15 protein-coding genes are annotated in these 20,656 nt (G+C 64.1%); 2 read left to right on the forward strand and 13 right to left on the reverse strand.

The genetic code is table 11. The features are described from left to right. Positions 1–9: 9 nt before the first annotated feature. From KI243_RS13740 to KI243_RS13800, 13 genes are all read right to left on the reverse strand, one after another. On the reverse strand, positions 10–1,056 hold the full coding sequence (locus KI243_RS13740) for an autotransporter outer membrane beta-barrel domain-containing protein (RefSeq protein WP_017125019.1): 1,047 nt from the start codon (positions 1,054–1,056) through the stop codon (positions 10–12). Positions 1,057–1,367: 311 nt separating this feature from the next. Continuing rightward, positions 1,368–2,126 carry a PIG-L family deacetylase gene (locus tag KI243_RS13745; protein WP_103033132.1) on the reverse strand — a complete coding sequence of 253 codons (759 nt, stop codon included), beginning with the start codon at positions 2,124–2,126 and terminating at the stop codon, positions 1,368–1,370. 140 nt (positions 2,127–2,266) lie between these two features. Continuing rightward, the gene (glgX, locus tag KI243_RS13750; RefSeq protein ID WP_017125022.1) at positions 2,267–4,426 is read right to left on the reverse strand and encodes a glycogen debranching protein GlgX; all 2,160 of its coding nucleotides are present in this window, start codon (positions 4,424–4,426) and stop codon (positions 2,267–2,269) included. A gap of 143 nt (positions 4,427–4,569) precedes the next feature. Beyond that, on the reverse strand, positions 4,570–4,857 hold the full coding sequence (locus tag KI243_RS13755; protein ID WP_177127508.1) for a DUF2934 domain-containing protein: 288 nt from the start codon (positions 4,855–4,857) through the stop codon (positions 4,570–4,572). 21 nt (positions 4,858–4,878) lie between these two features. Beyond that, positions 4,879–7,632 carry a malto-oligosyltrehalose synthase gene (locus KI243_RS13760; RefSeq protein WP_103033133.1) on the reverse strand — a complete coding sequence of 918 codons (2,754 nt, stop codon included), beginning with the start codon at positions 7,630–7,632 and terminating at the stop codon, positions 4,879–4,881. Then, positions 7,629–9,710: a 4-alpha-glucanotransferase gene (gene malQ, locus KI243_RS13765; RefSeq protein WP_103033134.1), complete on the reverse strand. Its 2,082-nt coding sequence runs from the start codon at positions 9,708–9,710 to the stop codon at positions 7,629–7,631. The genes KI243_RS13760 and malQ overlap by 4 nt, the downstream gene beginning before the upstream one ends. Further along, a complete protein-coding gene (gene treZ, locus KI243_RS13770) occupies positions 9,707–11,512 on the reverse strand; it encodes a malto-oligosyltrehalose trehalohydrolase (RefSeq protein ID WP_212811000.1) in 1,806 nt (601 codons plus the stop codon). The genes malQ and treZ overlap by 4 nt, the downstream gene beginning before the upstream one ends. A 14-nt stretch (positions 11,513–11,526) precedes the next feature. Then, positions 11,527–13,092 (reverse strand): glycogen synthase GlgA, encoded by a 1,566-nt coding sequence (glgA, locus tag KI243_RS13775; protein ID WP_212811001.1) that lies wholly within the window; start codon positions 13,090–13,092, stop codon positions 11,527–11,529. Positions 13,093–13,590: 498 nt separating this feature from the next. Then, the gene (locus tag KI243_RS13780) at positions 13,591–14,544 is read right to left on the reverse strand and encodes a D-2-hydroxyacid dehydrogenase family protein (RefSeq protein WP_212811002.1); all 954 of its coding nucleotides are present in this window, start codon (positions 14,542–14,544) and stop codon (positions 13,591–13,593) included. A 15-nt stretch (positions 14,545–14,559) separates the two neighbouring features. Further along, positions 14,560–15,579, reverse strand: coding sequence for an alpha/beta hydrolase (locus KI243_RS13785; protein WP_017125027.1), 1,020 nt, complete (start codon positions 15,577–15,579; stop codon positions 14,560–14,562). Between the two features lie 107 nt (positions 15,580–15,686). After that, a complete protein-coding gene (locus KI243_RS13790) occupies positions 15,687–16,133 on the reverse strand; it encodes a DUF411 domain-containing protein (RefSeq protein WP_017125028.1) in 447 nt (148 codons plus the stop codon). 164 nt (positions 16,134–16,297) lie between these two features. After that, entirely contained in the window at positions 16,298–16,762 is a 465-nt protein-coding gene (locus KI243_RS13795; protein WP_212811003.1) for an SRPBCC family protein, read from the reverse strand. Positions 16,763–16,898: 136 nt separating this feature from the next. Further along, positions 16,899–18,893: a methyl-accepting chemotaxis protein gene (locus tag KI243_RS13800; RefSeq protein WP_212811004.1), complete on the reverse strand. Its 1,995-nt coding sequence runs from the start codon at positions 18,891–18,893 to the stop codon at positions 16,899–16,901. Positions 18,894–19,230: 337 nt separating this feature from the next. Here KI243_RS13800 and KI243_RS13805 point away from each other — a divergent pair, with 337 nt between their 5' ends. Further along, a complete protein-coding gene (locus tag KI243_RS13805; RefSeq protein WP_017125031.1) occupies positions 19,231–19,755 on the forward strand; it encodes a hypothetical protein in 525 nt (174 codons plus the stop codon). Between the two features lie 366 nt (positions 19,756–20,121). Beyond that, positions 20,122–20,649 (forward strand): hypothetical protein, encoded by a 528-nt coding sequence (locus KI243_RS13810; RefSeq protein WP_017125032.1) that lies wholly within the window; start codon positions 20,122–20,124, stop codon positions 20,647–20,649. Positions 20,650–20,656: the final 7 nt, after the last annotated feature.

Here is a 20,656-nt window from a genome sequence, read left to right on the forward strand (position 1 = left end):
GGGCGGTGCCTACCAACGCATCCTTACGCCGATATTGCCGATGATCCCATTGAGGCCATTGTCATCGGAGGTGCCGCTGTAGTCCGCGCTGACATACAGGCTGACGGTCGGCGAGACCCTGGCCACCAGGCCCAGTCCCAGTTCCACGGTGGAGGCATTGCGACTGCTGCTGATCTTGTCGACCTGCTCCAGGCTCAAGGTGTTGCCGGTGCCGAAGGTGTGCCAGAAGTTGGTGCGCAGGTAGGGTTCCACCGGCAGGCCACGGACCTCGTAGGCGCCTTTGAGGCGGGCGCCGATCCTGCCGCTCCAGAGCGACTGGTCCGCCGAGGCCTCCGTCAGGCCGGCGACATTGCCGCTGACTTGCTGGTTGACCAGTTGTGCCTGGGGTTCTATGACCCAGTTGTTCCCCAGGCCGATGGGGAAGCCACCTTCCAGGGAAAACGTCTGGCCCTTGGAGGACGTGGCTTGCAGGGTGCCTTGGGGTGAGCGGATATAGGTCGTGCCCTGGTTGTTCATGGCGGTGAGATTGACGTGCCAGCCCTGCTGTCCGGTCAGGCTCCAGAACGCCCCGACATTGTTGCCCGCGGCATTCAGGCCGTCGGCGCGTGGATCGCGGGGCGCCATGACAAATCCGTCAACCTGGTCCAGCGGTCCGCTTTGTCCGGTGAATACCCCGGCCCTGACAGTGTGCCCGCCGCTGCGATTGGCATAGGCGCCGGGGATGATCAGCAGGTCGCCGAAGGCACCGGAAAACAACGGGTCGAGGTTGCCGGCCTCGTTCAGGCCCAGCGCCCGGTCATGGAATCCCGTGTAGGTTTCGGGGTCGCCATTGTTCGCCACGATGGCGGCAAAGCGCGCTCCGGGCAGGCGCTCGCTGTTGTCCAGCGCCCATGGCTGGCCGGCAGGCAGCAGGGAGGGGGTGTTGCTGGCAAGCCAGAGCTGCGGATCGTCCCCGGCCGGGGCCGCCTGCAGTTCCACGGCGGAACACAGCAGGAGGGAAGTCGAAGCCAGATTGACCATTGTCCTCAGGGTGGGGTGGATCATGAACGTTTTCATCGGGTGTTCCTTGCTGTCGCATAGATACCTGCACTGGCGTCTCTCCTACCCCCGAACGAGGGGCGGCCGAAATCATCGGGGCAAACCCTCGGCGACCCGCTCCAGGCGGGCATCCGAGGGCTTGTCCCTTGGGTTTTAAAACCGGGGATAGTCACTTTGTAGCTAAGGAGAGGTGTGGGGTTGCGTCAAGAAAATAGCGAATAAACAGACGGGCTGAATCAGCGGTTTCAACCCATTGATCATAAGGTTATTTAGTCTATTCGCATTGATTCTGAACAGGCCTGAAAAGCGTACTTTTCGGCCCGTTTGACTCAGATGAACACCATCTCGAAGGGCTGCCGCGCCCGTTCGATCAACGCCGGCATCAGGATCGGCTGGATGCCGCGCTCGGGGTCGCCCTGCAACTGGCTGTGATAGGCATGGATCGCGTGCAGCTTGCGCGCCACGCCCCAGGTGTCGACGCGCACCTTGCGTGCCCGGTGCCAGGGGATCAGGCCTTCGTCACGCAGGGGCCGGAACCAGGCCCAGACCGGCAGCTCGACCAGTCGCGCGCCGGTGGCGGTACAGGCCCGGGCGCTGGCACGGCCGACCGCGTCATGATCGGCATCGCCATCTTCCCGCCAGGTGGTGAACACCACGTCATCGGGGCGCAGGTAGCGCCGCAGGCACTGGTAGATGGCATCTTCCTGTTGTTCCAGGGCGCCATGCTGGAAGCCGCCGCGAATCCACTTCAGGCTGTGCAGTTCGATGCCCAGGCGGCGCAGGGCCTCGGCGGTTTCCTGTGGACAGACCACGCTCAGGCGCTGCTCCGACCAGATCCGCGAACCCGGATAGGTGGCGCTGCCATCGGTGATGGAGATCAGTTGCAGGGGATGTTCGAGGGTCGAGAGCATCTGCAGCAGGCCGCCGCAACTGTGGACTTCGTCACCGGGATGGGGGGCGATGACCACCACCCGGCTACCCGGTTCGACCAGGCGATTGAGACTCAGCGTCGGCACCCGGGCCAGTTGCCGCGAAGCGTTCCAGATCAGCGGCGCAGCCTCGTTGCGGGCTGCGGATTGATGTTTCATGTGGCCACGTCCTTGTGTGGTGAGAGTGTGCACGTTGATTCAGACAGCAGGTGCGGGCGCCCCCATCCTGGAGCGCCGACGGCAAGTATCGCTCAAGTTGTCCGAAATGCGACTTTTATTGTTACGGACTCGCCGGCTCCTCAGTCCTCTTCATCGTGTTGCAATTCGAACATCACCAGCGAGCGTCCGGTGAGGGTGTATTCGCTGTTGAACGCGAAGCGCTCCTGGCCCTTGATCACCACGTCGTTGGTATCGACCATGCAGGTCCAGTACATGCCCTGAGGGACTTCGGGCAGGCGGAAATTGACCCCGTCATGGTGGGCATTGACCGCGATCAGCAGGGTGGCGTCGGCACCGGCGCGGCGGATGCCGGAAACCTGCGCCCGCCCGTCGAGCAGCATGCCCAGGCAGCGGCCGTGACCGTCGTGCCATTGCTCGGTGGTCATTTCATTGCCGTCCGGGGCCAGCCAGGTGACGTCCTTGACGCCGATCTCCTCGTTGTAGTCGCCCACCAGGAAGCGCCCCCGGCGCAGGATCGGGTAGGCCAGGCGCAGCTTGACCAGGCGCTTGACGAAGCGCAGCAGGGACCTGCCGTCGTCGTCCAGGTCCCAGTTGACCCAGCCGATCTCGCTGTCCTGGCAATAGGCGTTGTTGTTGCCGTGCTGGGTACGGGCGAATTCGTCCCCTGCGACGATCATCGGCGTGCCCTGGGCCAGCAGCAGGGTCGCGAAGAAGTTGCGCATCTGGCGCAGGCGCAGGGCGTTGATCGCCGGGTCGTCGGTGGGACCTTCGACACCATGGTTCCAGGACAGGTTGTTGTTGCTGCCATCCTGGTTGTTTTCGTCGTTGGCCTCGTTGTGCTTGTCGTTGTACGACACCAGGTCGTGCAGGGTGAAGCCATCGTGGGCGGTGATGAAGTTGACCGAGGTGTAGGGGCGCCGGCCACGCTGGTTGAACAGTTCGCCGGAGGCGGTCATGCGCCCGGCGAAGTCGGCGAGCTGGCCATCGTCGCCTTTCCAGAAGGCCCGCACGGTGTCGCGGAAGCGATCGTTCCATTCGACCCAGCCCGGAGGGAAACCGCCGACCTGGTAGCCGCCGGGCCCGCAGTCCCAGGGTTCGGCGATCAGCTTGACCTGGCGCAGCACCGGGTCCTGGCGGCAGGCGACGAGGAAGCTGTGCCGCTCGTCGAAACCATCGTGATAGCGCCCGAGAATGGTCGCCAGGTCGAAGCGGAAGCCGTCCACGTGCATTTCCGTGGCCCAGTAGCGCAGCGAGTCGGTGACCATCTGCAGGACGCACGGATGGCTCAGGTCCAGGGTGTTGCCGGTGCCCGAGTCGTTGATATAGAAACGCTTGTCGTCCGGCATCAGCCGATAGTAGGAGGCGTTGTCGATACCGCGCATGGACAGCGTCGGACCTTGCTCGTTGCCTTCGGCGGTATGGTTGTAGACCACGTCCAGGAGTACTTCCAGGCCGGCTTCGTGCAGGTGCGCGACCATCTCCTTGAACTCGGCGATCTTGCCGCTGGCGAGGTAGCGCGGATCGGGGGCGAAAAAGGCGATGCTGTTGTAGCCCCAGTAGTTGGTCATGCCCTTGTGCAGCAGGTGCTGGTCATTGACGAAGGCATGGATCGGCAGCAGTTCCACCGAAGAAACGCCCAGCTTGCGGATATGTTCCAGCACGTCATCGACCATCAACCCGGCAAAGGTGCCGCGTACCGCCTCGGGCACGGCGGGATGACGCATGCTGATGCCGCGCACATGGGTTTCGTAGATGATCGTGCGGTCCCAGGGCACGCTGACCCGTTGGTCCTGGCCCCAGGTGTGGGCGGGATCGATGACCTTGCTCTTGGGGACGAAGGGTGCGCTGTCGCGCTCGTCGAAGCTGAGATCGGCGTCCGGGTGGCCGATGGTATAGCCGAACAGCGCCTCGGACCATTTGAGCTGGCCGACCAGTTGCTTGGCGTAAGGGTCGATCAGCAGTTTGTTGGGGTTGAAACGATGACCGTTGCCCGGGTCGTAGGGACCATGCACCCGATAGCCGTAGATCAACCCCGGGTGGGCGTCGGGCAGGTAGCCGTGATAGATCTCGTCGGTGTATTCGGGGAGTTCGATGCGTTCCAGCTCGACCTCGCCCGTGGCGTCGAACAGGCAGAGTTCGACCTTGGTGGCGTGGGCGGAAAACAGCGCGAAGTTGACCCCCAGGCCATCCCAGGTGGCGCCGAGCGGGAAGGGCAGGCCTTCGCGGATGCGTGAGGCTTCGCCATCGGGTGTCGGCGTGGTTTGCTTGGGCTTGGTCATGTGGTGCTCCTGTGCTTTCAGCGACCTGGAGGGCTGTTCGCGGGCGAGCCCGCTCCCACGGTCGATCGCCCTCATGCTCCGTGGGGGGAATGTCTTGTGGCGCGCTTTGCGTCCGCTGCGTGGTGCGCAGCGTCAGCCGCTGCTCAGCTGGCCGGCTTGCGTGGCGCGCGCGGCTTTTTGGCTGCCGGCTCTGCTGCCGGGGTTGCCGGTTTGGCAGCGGCTTTCACCGCCGGCTTGGCGACGCTCTTGGCCGTCGGGGTGGCGGCCTTCGGCTTGGCCTTGGCGGTGGCCGGCTTGCTCGGTGCCAGGGCCTCGGCTTCGGCCAGCTTGCGGGCCATTTCCCAGTGACGGGCTTCCTGGCCGTCGGGCTGTCCCTCCGATTGCCAGATCTGATAGGCAAATTCACGAATGCGTTTTTCGTCGGTACTCATCGCCATGCTCCTGAAGTGAACTCAAGGTTGGATAAAGAGATTGACCGGGAAGTCTCCAAGCGCGTCACCGACCCTCAGTTCTCCCTGGGTTGTGACTGCGCTGGTTGAAAAAAGTCCCTTTAATTTGCCGGTCGGGGCGGTGAACGGCAGTCTGACCCGTGTATCGCCCCAAACCGGTGCCGCTACCCACGGCGGATCGTCAGTGGCCAACAGGGACAGCGCCAGTCTCGGCACGATCACAATGGCCGTTTGCGTCGCTGTCGCGCGACTGAACGCCAACACCTTCCCGGCGTGTTCGCCGGACACCTCCAGGGGTTGATAGTCGCCACGACTGAACAGGCTGGCGTGGCTGGCCCGCAGCGCCAGGGTACGGGCGATCAGCGCCTGTTTGATGCGGCCGCTGCGCCAGTCCGCGAGCAGTGCCTGCGCTGTCGTCGAAGCCTCCAGCGCCGCTTGTCGAACGGCAAAATCCACCGGCCGCCGGTTGTCCGGGTCCACCAGGCTGAAGTCCCAGAACTCATTGCCCTGGTACAGGTCAGGCAGCCCCGGCACGGTCATTCGCAGCAAACATTGGGCCAGGCTGTTGAGCGCGCCGGCGCCGGCGATGAATTGCACGGCGGCAGCGATGGCGCTGCGTAATGCCAGGCCCTCGGGCTTGAGCAGCAGGGTGTCGAGAAAACCGTGGCAGGCGTTTTCATAGGCCTCGTTCGGTGCGCTCCAGCTGCTTTGCAGCTTGGCCTCGCGCAGGGCCTTGCGTTGCCATTCCCGCAGGCGCCCGGCGTACTCGCGCAGCGCGGGCAGGTCATCGGCCGCAAGGTCCAGCGGCCAACTGCCGAGCAGGGCCTGGTAGAGCATCAGTTCGTCGCCCGCCGAGGGCGCCGCCGGGTCATCGCGCAAGGTTGCCGCCTGCGTGCGCCATTGTTCGATCCAGCCGACATAGGTCGCACTGCATTCGCTCAGGACGGCCAGCCGTGCACGGCTGTCTTCTCCGCGCTTGTGGTCATGGGTGGCGGTGGTCAGCAGGTTGTCGGGAAAATCCCGCAGGCGCTGGCGGTTGGCCTCGTGGAAGTCCTCCACGGACGCGCTGAACTGCTCGGTGGAGAAGCCCACGTCGTTGCGTGAGAGCAGCACCGCCGAACGATAGAAAGCGGTGTCCTCCACGGCCTTGGCGGCGGTCGGCGAGGTCAGTTGCTGGAAGCGCACGCAGGCATGCCTGAGCAGCTTGCGCTCGCGGCCTGGCGCGCGCTCACGCCAGCGCTGGCCGCCCAGCCACTGTTGCAGGTAGTCGAGCACCGGCCAGTCGGCTTCGCCGAGGGTGGTGCGGGCGCCGGCGAGGGCCTGCTGGAAAAAAACCTCGTCCTCGTTTGGGCGACCGCAGGCATTGATGTAGGTCCGGTATACCGGGTAATGCACGATCAGTGCCTGCAAGGCGCGGCGAATCGCGCCGAGGGTCAGGTCGCGACTCATCAGGTCGTCGCGGGCTACCTGCAGCAGGGCCTGGGCGACGCTTTCGAAATCGCCGGCCAGCGAGCCGTTGAGCATCTGCTGGCGCGCCAGTCGCGCTTCCTGGGCGAACTCGGCGGGGCGCTCGCTGAGACGGCTCCAGAGTTCGGCCAGCGGCTCGGCGCCACGGGGATCGTGCTGCAACAGCGACAGCTGGTTCATGAACTCGTAGCCGGTGGTGCCGTCGACCTGCCAGTCGCGGTGCAGGTTTTCGCCCTGGCCGAGGATCTTCTCGACATGGATCGACAGGTGCCTGTCCGGCGCCAGGGCATCGACCCGGCGTCGCAGCCGGCGGCAGTAGCCGCGGGGATCGGCGAGGCCGTCGATATGGTCGATCCGCAGGCCGTCCACCAGGCCGTCGCCGATCAGCTGGAAGATCTTCTGGTGCGTGGCCTCGAACACCGCCGGGCGTTCGACGCGCAGGCCGCCCAGTTCGTTGACATCGAAGAAGCGCCGCCAGTTGATGTCGTCGCCGGCGGTGCGCCAGCTGGCAAGGCGGTAGTGCTGGCGTTCGAGCAACCGGTGCAGGCGCTGGAATCCCTCCGGTTCACGGGAGTCGTAGCGCTCGAGGCTGGCCAGCAGCGCCGGGTGACTTTCCGTGCGGCTGGCCAGCGCGGCGCGCAGTTGCCGGGCCTGGCCGTAGGCATCGGGCAGGGTATTGAGGGCCTTGAAGCGCACGGCCAGATCGTCCAGACCCGGCAGGTCGGCGAGAATCTGCCCGTAGTCCCGGGGGCAGATCGGAAAATGGTGCTGGTAATGCTCGACGTGAAAACCGCCGCTCCCGGCATCGAAACGCAGGGGCAGCGTGCCGTCCTGCAAGGCGACGCCATAGTCGCTGCCGAGAAACGGCATCAGCAACTGGCCTTCGAGCAGCGGGTCCGGCGAATGCCACTGGATGTCGAAGAACTCGCCATAGGGGCTGCGTCGCCCCCATTCCAGCAGGTCCAGCCACCAGGGGTTATCGGCACCGCCCACCGCCATGTGGTTGGAGACGATGTCCAGGATCAGGCCCATGCCGTGTTCGCGCAGGGCGGCGACCAGGCGCCGCAGCGCGGGCTCGCCACCCAGTTCCGGATTGACCCGGGTCGGGTCGACCACATCGTAGCCGTGCATCGAACCGGCCCGGGCGCTGAGCAGCGGCGAGGCATAGAGATGGCTGATACCCAGTCGGGCGAAATAGGGGACCCACGCGGTGGCCGCGTCGAGGGGAAAGCCCTTGTGCAATTGCAGCCGCAGGGTGGCGCGCAGTGGCGCTTGTGCCGGGCCGCTCATCGATCCCGCTCGGCGGCCTGGAGACGGGCGCAGGCCAGCAGTTCGAGGCGCCGGGCCGCATCGATATCGTCCAGCAGCCCGCGGCTGTTGCCCGGCAGGCGGCGGCGCCAGTTGGGGTGGCTGTCGATGGTGCCGGGCAGGTTCGGTTGTTCCTCCATCCCGAGGGCGTCTTCCAGCGGCAACAGCACCAGCGGCGCACGGGTATGCCCGAGGAACCGGATGCTGGCATCCACCACCTGGTCGGTCTCGTGGGACTCGTCGCGAAAATTCTGCGGGTCCGCGCTCAGTGCCCGGTGCAGGCCTTCGCGTTCATGCTGGCGGGTCTGGCGCCAGTGGTCGGCGGTCGGGGTATCGATCAGCCCGAGGCGGATATTCCAGTCGATGTCCCGGGCATGCCACCAGCCGTTGAGGGTGGGCAGGTCATGGGTGCTGGTGGTGGCCAGCGCATTGTCCGGCCAGTCGAGTATGGGCTTGAAGCGATGGTCGTACTCCTGTTCGAACAGCAGCACGCGCATGCCGAGGATCGAGCGGGCACTGAGTTTTTCCCGCAGGCCGTCGGGCACCGTGCCGAGGTCTTCACCGAGGACGATGGCCTGGTGTCGCGAGGACTCCAGGGTCAGCAGGCGCAGCAGGTCGTCCACCGGGTAGTAGAGGTAGGCGCCGTCGCTCGGTGGCGAACCAAGGGGAATCACCCAGAGTCGCTGCAGACCCATCACATGGTCGATGCGCAGGCCGCCGGCGTGGGCGAAGTTGGCCCGCAGCATTTCGATAAAGGCGCGGAAGCCATGGCGCTTCAGGCCTTCAGGGGCGAAGGCGGAGATGCCCCAGCTCTGCCCGGAGCGGTTGAGGATATCGGGCGGCGCGCCGACGGTGAGTTCGGCCAGCAGTTCGTCCTGCCGGCTCCAGGCCTGGCTGCCGCCACCATCGGCACCGACGGCGAGGTCGGCGATCAGGCCGATGCCCATGCCGCTGCCCCGGGCCGCGTTCTGCGCGCGTTCCAGGCAACGGGCGATCAGCCACTGACTGAAGGCGTAGAAACCGATTTCCTGCGCCTGTTCCTCGGCGAAGCGGGCGAGTGCCGCGCCGCGTGGATGGCGCCATTCCTCGGGCCAATGGCGCCAGTCGCTGCTTTCGTCGCGAGCGACTCGCCAGGCCTGCAGCGCTTCGAAACGGCAGTGGTTTTCCAGGGCTTCGCCGCCGGCCAGGCGGAAGCTGTTGAAATCCTCGCCGAGGGGATGGTCGCCCAGCCGGAAACCATCGTACAAGGCGCGTAGCAGACGTTGCCTGGCGCGCGCCGCCCGAGGCCAGTCGATCAGCGGCAACTGTTCCAGGGCCTGCAGTTCATCGGCCAGGCCGGCGGTGTCGATGGCCATGCGCAGGGCCCGCTCGCCGAGGATCGCCCCCGGCGCGGCATACAGGCTGTTGAGAAACAGGCGGCTGGAGGGCGAGTACGGGCTGTAGCGTTGCGGGTCGCAACTGAACATCGCATGCAGCGGACTGATGGCCAGGGCATCGGCACCCCGTTCGCCGGCTGCCCGGGCCAGGTCTTCCAGGGCCAGGGTATCGCCGAAGCCACCATCGCCGGGACGTTGCAGGCTGTAGAGCTGGGCGCTCAGGCCCCAGGCCCGGGGTGTCCGGGTATCGGTGGCGTCAGCCATGCTGTGGCAGGCGGCGGGGGCGACGGCCAGGGTGAAATGCTGGCCTTCGATGCTCACGGCCTGGTAGCCGACCGGCACCAGGCCTGGCAGCACCGCGTCCTGGTCCAGTCGCAGATTGAGTACCGCACCGTCTTCCAGATGAATCTCACAAGGTGTATCGGCGCTGAAGTAGCGGGCCAGGTCCAGCCCCTGGCCGAAGTCCGCTGTCAGCAGCGGCGGCAGGTGCTTGTCCTGTTGCACCCGCTGCAGTTCCAGCAGGCTGCGTTCAATGGCCGCATCGTCATCGGCCGGATGGCCGAGACCGGCCAGGACCTTGCGCAGGACCTCGGGCCGGACCTTCTGCGGCCGGCCATTGGCATCGACCCAGTCAACGGCCAGGCCCGCTCGGCTCGCAAGAATTTCCAGCTGCGCATCGTTCATCGGGACTCTCCATCAAGGGACGACAAGTCTTCATCGTTGCTCAGGCTGACCAGGGCGCAATAGGGCGCCAGGCTGCCTTCGTCCAGCTGTCGGGTGGCGCCCGCGGTGCTTTCGAACAACCAGCGGGCGGTGCTGTCGGCGCTATGCGCGACGGGGGAGGCACTGAGGTTGAGGTCGATGCGCAGCAGGCTGCCATCGCCCAGTTGCCAGCGCGCGCTGAGGGCACCCTCGGCCAGCACCTCGGCACCCAGGGCCTGGGCGCCGGGCAGTCGGGGGACCAGTTCGCGGTGACGAATCTCCAGCAACTGCCGGTAGAGCCGCGCCGTGGCCTCGCGGGTGAAGTGGGCGGCGGCGTCGAAGTCCGGACGCGACGCCTCGAAGGTGCTCGGGGCGTTCGGGTCGGGGATATGCGCCCGCCGCTCCGGATCGGCGAAAGCGGCGAATTCGGCAAACTCCGCACGCCGGCCTTCGCGCACGGCATCGGCCAGTTCGCCATGGTGATCGGTGAAGAACAGGAAGGGTTGCTCGGCACCGGTTTCATCGCCCATGAACAGCAGCGGGATCATCGGCGACAACAGCAACAGTACGGTGGCCGCGCGCAAAGCCGGAGCGGGGCAGAGCTGGTTGATACGCTCGCCGAGAGCCCGGTTGCCGATCTGGTCGTGGTTCTGCAGGAACAGGATAAAGGCGGTGGGCGGCAGGTGTGCGCTCGGCTCGCCGCGGCTGCGGCCGTGACGGTTGGGATGCCCCTGGTAGACAAAACCCTGGCTCAGGCAGCGTGCCAGCTTGGTGGTGGTTTCCCGGGCGTAGTCGGCGTAGTAGGACTCGGTTTCGCCGCTCAGCAGCACATGCAGGGCGTTGTGGCCGTCGTCGTTCCATTGGCCGTCGTAGGCTTCTTCCAGCAGGCTGGCCTGGTTGAATTCGTTTTCCACGGTCAGCCAGACATGCCGCCCCGGGTCGACCTGCTGGCGTACCGTCTGGGACAGTTCGCGCAGGAAGGTGCTGTCGTTGATCGCATGCACCGCATCCAGGCGCAGGCCGTCGAAACGGTACTCCAGCAGCCACATCAGGGCGTTGTCGATGAAGAAGTCGCGCACTTCCCGGCGGCGGAAATCGATGGCCGCGCCCCAGGGCGTCTGGCAGTCGTCACGGAAGAAGTCCTTGGCATAGCGGCCGAGAAAATTGCCGTCCGGGCCGAAGTGGTTGTAGACCACGTCGAGGATCACCATCAGGCCATGGCCGTGGGCGCTGTCGATCAGGTGCTTGAGGTCTTCGGGCGAGCCATAGGATGACTGCGGCGCATAGGGCAGTACGCCGTCATAGCCCCAGTTGCGCTCGCCGGGGAATTCAGCCAGGGGCATCAGCTCGATGGCGGTGATCCCTAGCGCGGCCAGGCGCGGCAGATGCTGCTCCACCGCGCGGTAGCCGCCGAGGGCGCCGACATGCAGCTCGTAGATCACCGCGGTATGCCAGGGTCGCCCTCGCCAATCCTTGTGTTGCCAGTGATAGGCCAGGGGATCGACCACCACGCTCGGCGCGTGCACGCCGCCGGCCTGGGCCCGGGAAGCCGGATCGCAGACCTGCAGTTCGCCGTCGATGTTGTAGCGGTAGCGGGTACCGGCCCCGCAGCGGGTTTCCAGGGTGAACCAGCCATCGTTCTGCGGCAGCATGGCCAGTGAGCGGCCATCTTCCAGATCGACGCTGACGTAATAGCTGTCCGGCGCCCACAGCGCGAAGCGGGTATGCTCCGCGTCCAGCATGACAGCACCATGAGGCCAGGTTTCCAGAGTCCGTAACGGCATCTATGAAGACCTCCTCAGTGCTTGCCCGATCTGCTCCGGGAATTCGCCACCAAGGTTTCATACAGTTGTGCGTAGGGTTCCACCGCCTTGCACCAGTTGAACGGCGCGGCCATCGCCCGGCAGCGCATGGCATTGAGCAGCGGCGGGTAGGCGAACACCTTGAAGGCCCGGCGCAGGGCTTCTTCGTAGCTTTCCACGGTGGATTCGTCGAAGAGGAAACCGGTCACGCCGTTCTCGATGGTGTCGGCCAGGCCGCCGGTATTGCGCGCCACCGGCAGGGAGCCGAAACGCTGGGCGTACATCTGGCTCAGGCCACAGGGTTCATAGCGTGAAGGCATCAGCAGGAAATCGCTGCCGGCGAACATCCGCCGTGCATCGGTTTCGTTGAAGCCGATGCGTACGCCGATCTGGCCCGGGAAACGCAGGGCCAGCTGGCGCATGGCCTGCTCTTCTTCCGGTTCGCCACGGCCGATAATCGCGATCTGGCCACCGGCGCGGACGATAAATTCGCTGACCGCTTCGGTCAGGTCCAGGCCCTTCTGGTAGACCAGTCGCGACACCACGGCGAACAGCGGGCCGCTGGAGGGCTCGAGGCCGAACAACTGGCGCACATGGGCGGCATTGGCCGCCTTGCCGTCCCAGTCGCCGATGTTGAACGGGCAGACCAGATGGCTGTCGGTGGCCGCGTCCCAGCTTTCATCGATACCGTTGGGAATACCGCTGAGCAGGCCCTGGTAGGTTTTGCTGGCAAGGAAACCGTCGAGGCCGCAGCCGAACTCCGGCGTGGTGATTTCCTCGGCGTAGGTGGCGCTGACCGTGGTGATATGGCTGGAATAGGCCATGCCGGCCTTGAGGAACGACAGCTTGCCGTAGAACTCCATGCCCTCCTGTTGCAGGGCGTGGGGCGGGATCCCCAGTTCCGGGCAGCAGGCCAGGCTGACCACGCCCTGGTAGGCGAGGTTGTGGATGGTGAACAGCGTCGGCGTACGCTGGCCGCGCCAGTGCATGTAGGCCGGGGCGAGGCCGGCGGGCCAGTCGTGGGCGTGGACCAGGTCGGGGGTCCAGTGGATCTGCGCGAGGTTGGCGGCGATATCGGCGGCGGCCAGGCCCAGGCGCGCAAAGCGGATATGGTTGTCCGGCCAGTCGCGACCGTTGTTGGCGCCGTAGGGCGTGCCTTCGCGCTCGAACAGTTCGGGGCAGATCAGCACGTAGATCACCAGGCCGTCGGGCATGTCCATGCGCCCGATCTTGCAGGGCGGCAAGGCGGCATGACCACCGAGCTCGCCGATGATATGGATCGGGTTGTCGCTGTGCAGCACTTGCGGGTAGCCGGGAATCAGCACGCGGACATCATGCAGGTGGTGCATGGCCCGTGGCAGTGCGGCGGAGACGTCGCCCAGGCCGCCGGTCTTGACCAGGTCGGCGAACTCGGAGGTGACAAACAGCACTTTCTTCTTGTTCGGGTTGGCGGCCACTGTCGGTGACAACGGCTTCCCTCCGGTCAAGGGTGTCGACACGGGGACCGATTCGCTGGCCTGAATCAAACCATCTCCCTGAATTTCCAACGCAGCGCTGATCATGTGTCTCTCCCGTTTTATTTGATCTGATCCCTGCCTTTCACACAGTGTGCCGAAACCACATCCTTTGGTCGGACACACCCGTTCAGGGCGATTGGGCGAATACCGCGCAACGCACCGGAACAAGAAAGGGTGGGAAGCGTCTGTGCCCCTGACACCCGCAACAGACGCCTTACCTTTAACCTGACCGACCGCTGTTTCAGAAGTTTCGACTTTTTTTCGACGAAATGACTGAGTGGTCAGTAGGCCCAAAAAACAGTGTAGGAGAGATGTCGCCCATGCGAAGGGCCTTGTTTAGACGACAAATGGGAAAAAAACACCGGACGGGTATATGGGGCAATGGCTGGCGTTTTTTTGGAACGATCGTTCACGATCGGCTGCACCCGATTGGCGCAGACGGGTGGGGTGGGTGTTCGAGGAGGGGGCGTGGCAGGAGCAAAAAAAGTGCGCGGGCCCGGTGCGGCCGTGCCCGAATGGAGACGGCACGGCCCACCTGATGGTCTAGCCGAGCACGCGGATCGGCTTATCGGCCGCCCACGCCTGGATATCCTCGATCATCTGGCTGTAGAACATCCGGTAGTTGTTCTGGCTGACATAGCCCACATGGGGCGTGGCCAGGACATTGTCGAGGGTGCGAAAGGGATGCCCGGCCGGCAACGGCTCCTGTTCGAACACGTCCAGGGCGGCACCGGCCAGTCGACCGTGCTCAAGCGCGGTGATCAGTGCCTGTTCGTCGACGATCGGCCCGCGAGCGGTGTTGACCAGGTACGCGGAAGGTTTCATCCAGCCCAGTGCCCGGGCGTCCACCAGGCCGCGGGAGCGCTCGCTGAGCACCAGGTGCACGGACAGCAGGTCGGCCTGTTCGAACAGGGCCTGTTTGCCGACGTATTCCACACCTGATTCGGCGGCGCGTTCCGGCGTGAGGTTTTCGCTCCAGGCGATCACCCGCATGCCGAATGCCTGGCCGTAGCGGGCGACTTTCTGGCCGATGCTGCCCAGGCCGAGAATACCCAGGGTCTTGCCATACAGATCGCTGCCCAGGCCCTGCTGCCAATCCCCGGCGCGCAGGGAGTTGGCTTCCTTCAGCAGATTGCGGCTCAGGGCCATGGCCAGCGCCCAGGTCAGCTCCGGGGCGGCGTGCTTGTAGCTGTCGGTGCCGCAGACCTGGATACCCAGGGCGGTGGCGGCCTTGATATCCAGGGCGGCATTGCGCATGCCGCCGGTCACCAGCAGTTTCAGGCGCGGCAACTGGCGCAGCAGCGCTTCGTTGAAGGTGCTGCGCTCGCGCATCACGCAGATCACATCGAAGCCCGCCAGGCGTTCGGCCATGACCCCGTTGTCGGCCGGGTAGTCGTGGAGGAAATGCACCTGGCCGACGCCTTCGAGCGTCGACCAGTCCACCACGTCGCCGGCCACGCCTTGCCAGTCATCGATTACCGCAATCTGCAACGTCATTGCCTGTTTCCTCTTTTATTGTTTGGCGGCCAGCCAGCCGAGCAGGGCCTTGTGGAAGCGGGCCGGCTCTTCCATCTGAGGGGCATGGCCCAGGCCGGGGAATTCCACCAGGGTCGAGTGCGGGATCAGCTTGGCCACCTGCTTGCCGAGCACATCATAGTGACCGATGCGGGCCTTGACCTCCGGCGGCGCGATATCGCTGCCGATCGCCGTGGTGTCGGCAGTGCCGATCAGCAGCAGGGTGGGCATGCGCAGGTCCTTGAACTCGTAGTACACCGGCTGGGTGAAGATCATGTCGTAGATCAGCGCCGAGTTCCAGGCCACCGCGACATGCCCGGGCCCCTTGTTGAGGCCGGCGAGCATATCGACCCAACGGTCGAACTCGGGTTTCCAGTGGCCGGCGTAGTAGGTGTTGCGTTCATAGTTGCGAATGCTTTCGGCGGTCAGCTTCAACTCGCGCTCGTTCCATTGGTCGACGGTACGGTAGGGCACGCCCAGGGCTTTCCAGTCTTCCAGGCCGATGGGGTTGACCAGCGCCAGGCGCTCGACCTGTTGCGGATAGAGCAGGGCATAGCGGGTAGCCAGCATGCCGCCGGTGGAATGACCGAGCAGCACGGCCTTGTGGATGCCTAGATTTTCCAGCAGGGCGTGTGTATTGCTCGCCAGTTGCTGGAAGCTGTACTGATAGTTATCGGGCTTGCTGGACGTGCAGAAGCCGATCTGGTCCGGGGCGATGACCCGGTAGCCGGCGGCGCTCAGGGCCTTGATCGATTCATCCCAGGTGGCACCGCAGAAGTTCTTGCCGTGCATCAGCACCACGCTCTGGCCATTGGCCGGCCCGCTGGGCTTGACGTCCATATAACCCATCTGCAGGGATTTGCCCTGGGACTGGAAGGCAAAGTGTTCGACCGGGTAGGGGTAGTCGAAGCCTTGCAGCTCCGGACCATAGGACGGACCTTCGGCGGCATGGGACAGCACGGGCAGGGAGGCAGCGAGGAACAGGCTGCCGAGGACAAGGGAGCGTGAAGTGGACATGCGGGACCTCCGGAAGAATCTGCCCCCGATGCTGCTCAGGCGCGATTAACCCTGGATTAACGGGCGCGCCTCCTTCGTGCGCCAGGCCCCGTGCCAGGGCCCGCGGATTATCGGGCCGGGTAGTCGGCGATCACCTGGTCGGTACCGTACTTGGTCAGGCCGATCACCTGGAAGGCGTCCTGGCGATCACCCATTTCCATGCCGGGAGAGCCCAGGGGCATGCCCGGTACCGCGATGCCCCGCAGGTCGGCGCGCTTGCTCAGGGCAATGATCTGCTCGGCCGGGACGTGGCCCTCGACGAACTTGCCGTCGATCACCGCCGTGTGACAGGAGGCGAGTCGTGGCGCCACGCCCAGGCGTTGTTTCACGGCGCTCATGTCCGCTTCGACATGGTCGTTGACCTTGAAGCCATTGGCTTGCAGGTGGGCGATCCAGGCTTTGCAGCAACCGCAGCTGGCGTCGCGGTGTACATCGATGGACAGCGGTTCGCCAGCCTGGGCCAGGCTGCTGATGAACAGGGCCGACAGGGCGGCCAGGCGCAAGGAGTTTTTCATGGGGACGTCCTGGGATGCGAAGTGAGAGGCCGTGTATTCTCGCCGATAACACCGTGTTGTCCGGCTTGCGAAACAGTCTGAAACAGTCTTGTGGCGGGCGACGACGGGCAGCCAGGGTGCACCGTCGTGGCTGTCGGCAACCTGAGGAACAGATGACGAATTTGTCAGGCGAGGGTGTGTGGCGAGGTTTCCATCACGCGTTTGAGGTTGTGCATGGCCTGGGTCGAGAGGTCGATCATGCGGCCCTGCAATCCGTTCAGGTTGAGTTCGGTGATGTACTGCAGGGTGCGGGTGAAATGCGTGCCTCGCCCCTGGCGCTGCAACTGGTACTGGATGCAGCCGTCGACGACGGCGGAGGTGAAAGCGGTCTTGAAGGCATGGGGCGGGTCGGCCAGGACCACGCGGTAGTTCATGTCGACCCGCAGTCCCAGCAGATCGATGACCTCGGTGAAACGGTGATCCTTGGGCAGCGAGCCGCGGATGCCGGTCTCGGCGCTGACGGAGGTCGGGTGCCACTCGTGCCAGCGATCCGGCTGCGTCACATAGGCGTAGATCTCCGCGATATCGGCTTCTATATAGATTTCGTTGCTCAGGGTCTTGGCGTAAGTCTGGAAAGAGGGCTGTTCCATGTCGACTCCTGCTGCATTCCTTGTTTGGAGGGCGAAGCAGGAGTCAGCATAGGCGATGCCGGGTGATTCCACCCGTTTGGGTGGCAATCAATCGATGCTCCCCCGTGCGGGGCACGGGGGCAGGGCAGTGCGCGGTTCAACGGACCTTGAAACGGCCCATCAGTACGCTGACGCGGTTGTTGGCTTCCAGCAGGCTGCGGGTGTTGCTGTCGGTGGCATGACCACTGTTCACCAGTTCTTCGACCATGTGGCGGATCTGCACCATGCTGCGGTTGATTTCCTCGGTCACCGCGCTCTGCTGCTCGGCGGCCGTGGCGATCTGGATACTCAGGCTGTTGATATGGCTGACGGAGCCGGCCATTTCATCCAGCCCCGAGTTGACCCGGGCCGTTGCATCGGCGGCGGACTGGCAACTGGCCTGGGTGTTTTCCATGGCCGCCACCGAGGAACTGACGCCCTGGGTCAGGCGGGTCAGCATTTCATTGATTTCCGAGGTGCTGGCCTGGGTCCGGGCGGCGAGGGCGCGGACTTCGTCGGCGACCACCGCGAAACCGCGGCCCTGTTCCCCGGCGCGTGCCGCTTCGATGGCCGCGTTCAGCGCCAGCAGGTTGGTCTGCCCGGCGATGGCCCCGATCACCCCGAGGATCTCGGTAATGCGCTGGGCGTCCTGCTGCATGCTTTCGACCTTGTGGGTGGCGCTGGCCACTTCGTCGATCAAGGCGATCACGCTGCCGGACGCCTCGCCCACCACCACCCGCGAACGGTCGGCGTGTTCACTGGCGCGCTGGGTGAAGGCGGCGGTTTCGGCCGCGTTCTGCGCCACGGTCTCGGCGGTGCTGCTCATTTCGGTGATGGCGGTCACCGTCTGGTCGGTTTCCGAGGCATGGCGGGTCAGGATCTGGTTGGTGTGGGCCGAGGTCTGTTGCAGTTTTTCCAGGCTGCCGGCCATGTCGCCGGTGGCCTGGGTGACTTCGCCGATCATGTTCTGCAGGTAGACGATAAAACGGTTTACCGAATGGCCGATGGCACCCAGTTCGTCTTCGGCGCGGATGGTGATGCGCCGGGTCAGGTCGGCATCGCCGCTGGACAGGGCATCGATATTGGCCTTGAGCGCCTGCATGCGTTGCACCAGCTTGCGGATGGCGTAGATCTGCAGCAGCACCAGCAGCAGGATCATCGGGATCTGCAGCAGGCTGAGGGTCTTGAGCACGTCATCGCGTTGGGCGGTGATCGATTGGGTCGGCAGCGAAGTGGCGAGGAACCATGGCGAACCTTCGATGGGGCGCATGAAGAAGGTGCTGGCGACGCCCTCGTTATCGAACTCGACCCGGCGCCGGCCGTTGTCGCGCTCCTGCAGGCCGGCCTTGACCTGGGCAGCGAAGGGCGAGTTGCCCGCCAGGTCATTGATGTTCTTCAGGACCACTGGGCTGTTGATATGGGTGCTGTTGCTGATGATCTTGCCGTCGGCCTCGACGATCAGCATCTCGGCGCCGAGGTCTTTTTCCTTGCGGGCCACCAGGTCGTTGAAGAAGCCCAGGGTCACGTCGATGGTCGACACGCCGTAAGGCACGCCATTGCGCTGGATCGCCATGGCGCAGTTGGTGCGCGGCTCCTGGCTGGCGTCGTCCTTGTAGGCCGCGGCCCAGGCGCACTGGCCGCGCGGGGTGGCCATGCCGCCCTTGTACCAGGGCTGGTCGTAATAGTTGGGGGCTTCGGCGCTGTTCCAGAAGGTGTTGACCTTCAACTGGCCGTTGGCATCGCGGTGCCAGAAGGTGCTGTGCTTGTTCTGCCCCGGGGTGCGCTGGCCGGGCAGGGGCCAGATGCCCCCGCCGAAGACCTTCAGCTCGCCGTACTGATCCACCAGTCCCGGCAGGACCTTGTCGATGGCATCGCTGTCGAGCAGCGGGATGGTCTGGGTGATGCTGCGTTGCTGGGCCTGGACCTTGTTCAGTTCGCCCTGGATCTGTTCCGCCACTTCGGCAATGCGGTTGAGTGCCACCTGTTCCTCGGTATGCCGCAGTTTCGGCGCGACCAGTTGGCTGATACCAACGACGGTCAGCACGAACAGCAGCAGGATGAACAGGACCAGAAACAGCGTGTAGCGGGCTTGGATCGTACGGAACATGGGCATGGGACCTGTCCTTGCAAAGCGGCTTTTATTGTTCGTGAGCTTTTCAGGGCTTCGACAGGTTATCGGCTTTGTATGGAGGGTCTTTAGGTACGTTCGTACAAGAAGTTCGGAAGGCTCTGGTGCGAGGGATAGCGGCTTGATCGAGGGGGTGGCCATTTTAATGTAATGAAATGTAGATAAATTGTAACTGAATTGGAATATCGGTTGTCCGTCAGATCGATCTGACTAGAATCCGGAGTTCTTATACCTATTGTTCAGGGACGTTTCCTATGACTGCCTCATCAGCAAGTCACCAGCATGATCAGATTTTCAATCGCCTGAGCCAGGGAGTACGGTCATGAGCATGGGAACGGTAGGGTCGTGGGCCTCCGCGGCGGGCCTGAAGATTTTCGTCAAGGATGCCACTCCGGCAGCAAAGTCCAAGATCCAGAGCGACAAGGCCAAGCAGCTCTTGCGCACGATCGGCAAGGATCCGCTGGCGATTGACACCATCAAGATGGCCAGCGCCAAGCTGCGACCGAAGTTCAAGGACTTCAACCCGGAGCAAGTGACGCCGACGCAACTGGGCAAGATCAGTACGTTCCTGAAGGATAACGGCCTGATCGATACCTTCACGGCGAGCCTGATGCTCAATGCCGGCGAGGAGTTCGACAAGTTCGGGGTGCAGAAAAAACCGGACGACAAGTTCAACGCCCTGGAGTATTTCGCCACCCAGATCAACATCATCCAGGATCGCAGCCTGAAGAAGGACGTGTACTCCAACTACATGGTTCCCGCCTACAAGAAGGCCATCAACGTCCTGCAGAACCTGCAGCAGTTCGGCAGCACCGGCGCTGCCGTGACAGTCAACACCAAGGCTTGAAAGGGCTCTTGCCAGCACCCGTTTCGGATTGGAGCGGGTGCTTCGCGGTCTTCGCACCGCCCTCTCGCTGCGACTCGCCCGACCTTTCCCGCCTGATCGACACCCATCTTGTGCCCAGCTTTCCTGGGCGGCTCGGTCGCGCGCGCCTTCATGGCGACGTTGATGACATGGCTGTTTAAGTGTAACTAAATGTAATATTGTGTAGGTAAATTATAGGTCAATTGAAATATAAGCCGCCGTCATGCTGATCCGATCGGGATGCCGGGCGCCTAAATCCAATCGTTCAGGGATACTTTCCATGGTCGTCTCCACCGCACGTCAGCAGCATGGTCGGATTTTCACGCGCCTGGGCCGGGGAGGTCAGTCATGAGCATGGGCGCGGTGGGGGCCTGGGCCACGGCGGCGGGGCTGAGGATCTTCGTTCCGGATGCTGCCAGTCCGGCACAGAAGTCGACGATCCAGAGCGACAAGGCCAAGCAGTTGTTGCAGACGATCGGCAAGGACCCGTTGGCGCTCGACACCGGCAAGATGGCCAGTGCCAAGCTGCGGCCGAGGTTCAAGGACTTCAATCCGGAGCAGGTGAGCCCCACGCAGTTGGGCAAGATCAGTACGTTCCTGAAGGATAACGGCCTGATCGATACCTTCACGGCGAGCCTGATGCTCAATGCCGGTGAGGATTTCGACAAGTTCGGGGCGCAGACGAAGCCGGACGACAACTTCAATGCGCTGGAGTATTTCGCCACGCAGATCAACACCATCCAGGATCGCAACCTGAAGAACGACCAGTATTCCAACTACATGGTCCCTGCCTACAAGAAAGCCATCAACGTCCTGCAGAACCTGCAGCAGTTCGGCAGCACCGGCGCTGCCGTGACGGTCAATACCAGGGCCTGATCAACCT

Source organism: Pseudomonas sp. Ost2, from assembly GCF_018326065.1.
Classification (GTDB): domain Bacteria; phylum Pseudomonadota; class Gammaproteobacteria; order Pseudomonadales; family Pseudomonadaceae; genus Aquipseudomonas; species Aquipseudomonas gingeri.

Bases quoted from the DNA above. Each gene is read 5' to 3' on its own strand.
- KI243_RS13740 (WP_017125019.1), bottom strand. From the start codon at position 1,056: ATGAAAACGTTCATGATCCACCCCACCCTGAGGACAATGGTCAATCTG.
- KI243_RS13745 (WP_103033132.1), bottom strand. From the start codon at position 2,126: ATGAAACATCAATCCGCAGCCCGCAACGAGGCTGCGCCGCTGATCTGG.
- glgX (WP_017125022.1), bottom strand. From the start codon at position 4,426: ATGACCAAGCCCAAGCAAACCACGCCGACACCCGATGGCGAAGCCTCA.
- KI243_RS13755 (WP_177127508.1), bottom strand. From the start codon at position 4,857: ATGAGTACCGACGAAAAACGCATTCGTGAATTTGCCTATCAGATCTGG.
- KI243_RS13760 (WP_103033133.1), bottom strand. From the start codon at position 7,632: ATGAGCGGCCCGGCACAAGCGCCACTGCGCGCCACCCTGCGGCTGCAA.
- malQ (WP_103033134.1), bottom strand. From the start codon at position 9,710: ATGAACGATGCGCAGCTGGAAATTCTTGCGAGCCGAGCGGGCCTGGCC.
- treZ (WP_212811000.1), bottom strand. From the start codon at position 11,512: ATGCCGTTACGGACTCTGGAAACCTGGCCTCATGGTGCTGTCATGCTG.
- glgA (WP_212811001.1), bottom strand. From the start codon at position 13,092: ATGATCAGCGCTGCGTTGGAAATTCAGGGAGATGGTTTGATTCAGGCC.
- KI243_RS13780 (WP_212811002.1), bottom strand. From the start codon at position 14,544: ATGACGTTGCAGATTGCGGTAATCGATGACTGGCAAGGCGTGGCCGGC.
- KI243_RS13785 (WP_017125027.1), bottom strand. From the start codon at position 15,579: ATGTCCACTTCACGCTCCCTTGTCCTCGGCAGCCTGTTCCTCGCTGCC.
- KI243_RS13790 (WP_017125028.1), bottom strand. From the start codon at position 16,133: ATGAAAAACTCCTTGCGCCTGGCCGCCCTGTCGGCCCTGTTCATCAGC.
- KI243_RS13795 (WP_212811003.1), bottom strand. From the start codon at position 16,762: ATGGAACAGCCCTCTTTCCAGACTTACGCCAAGACCCTGAGCAACGAA.
- KI243_RS13800 (WP_212811004.1), bottom strand. From the start codon at position 18,893: ATGCCCATGTTCCGTACGATCCAAGCCCGCTACACGCTGTTTCTGGTC.
- KI243_RS13805 (WP_017125031.1), top strand. From the start codon at position 19,231: ATGAGCATGGGAACGGTAGGGTCGTGGGCCTCCGCGGCGGGCCTGAAG.
- KI243_RS13810 (WP_017125032.1), top strand. From the start codon at position 20,122: ATGAGCATGGGCGCGGTGGGGGCCTGGGCCACGGCGGCGGGGCTGAGG.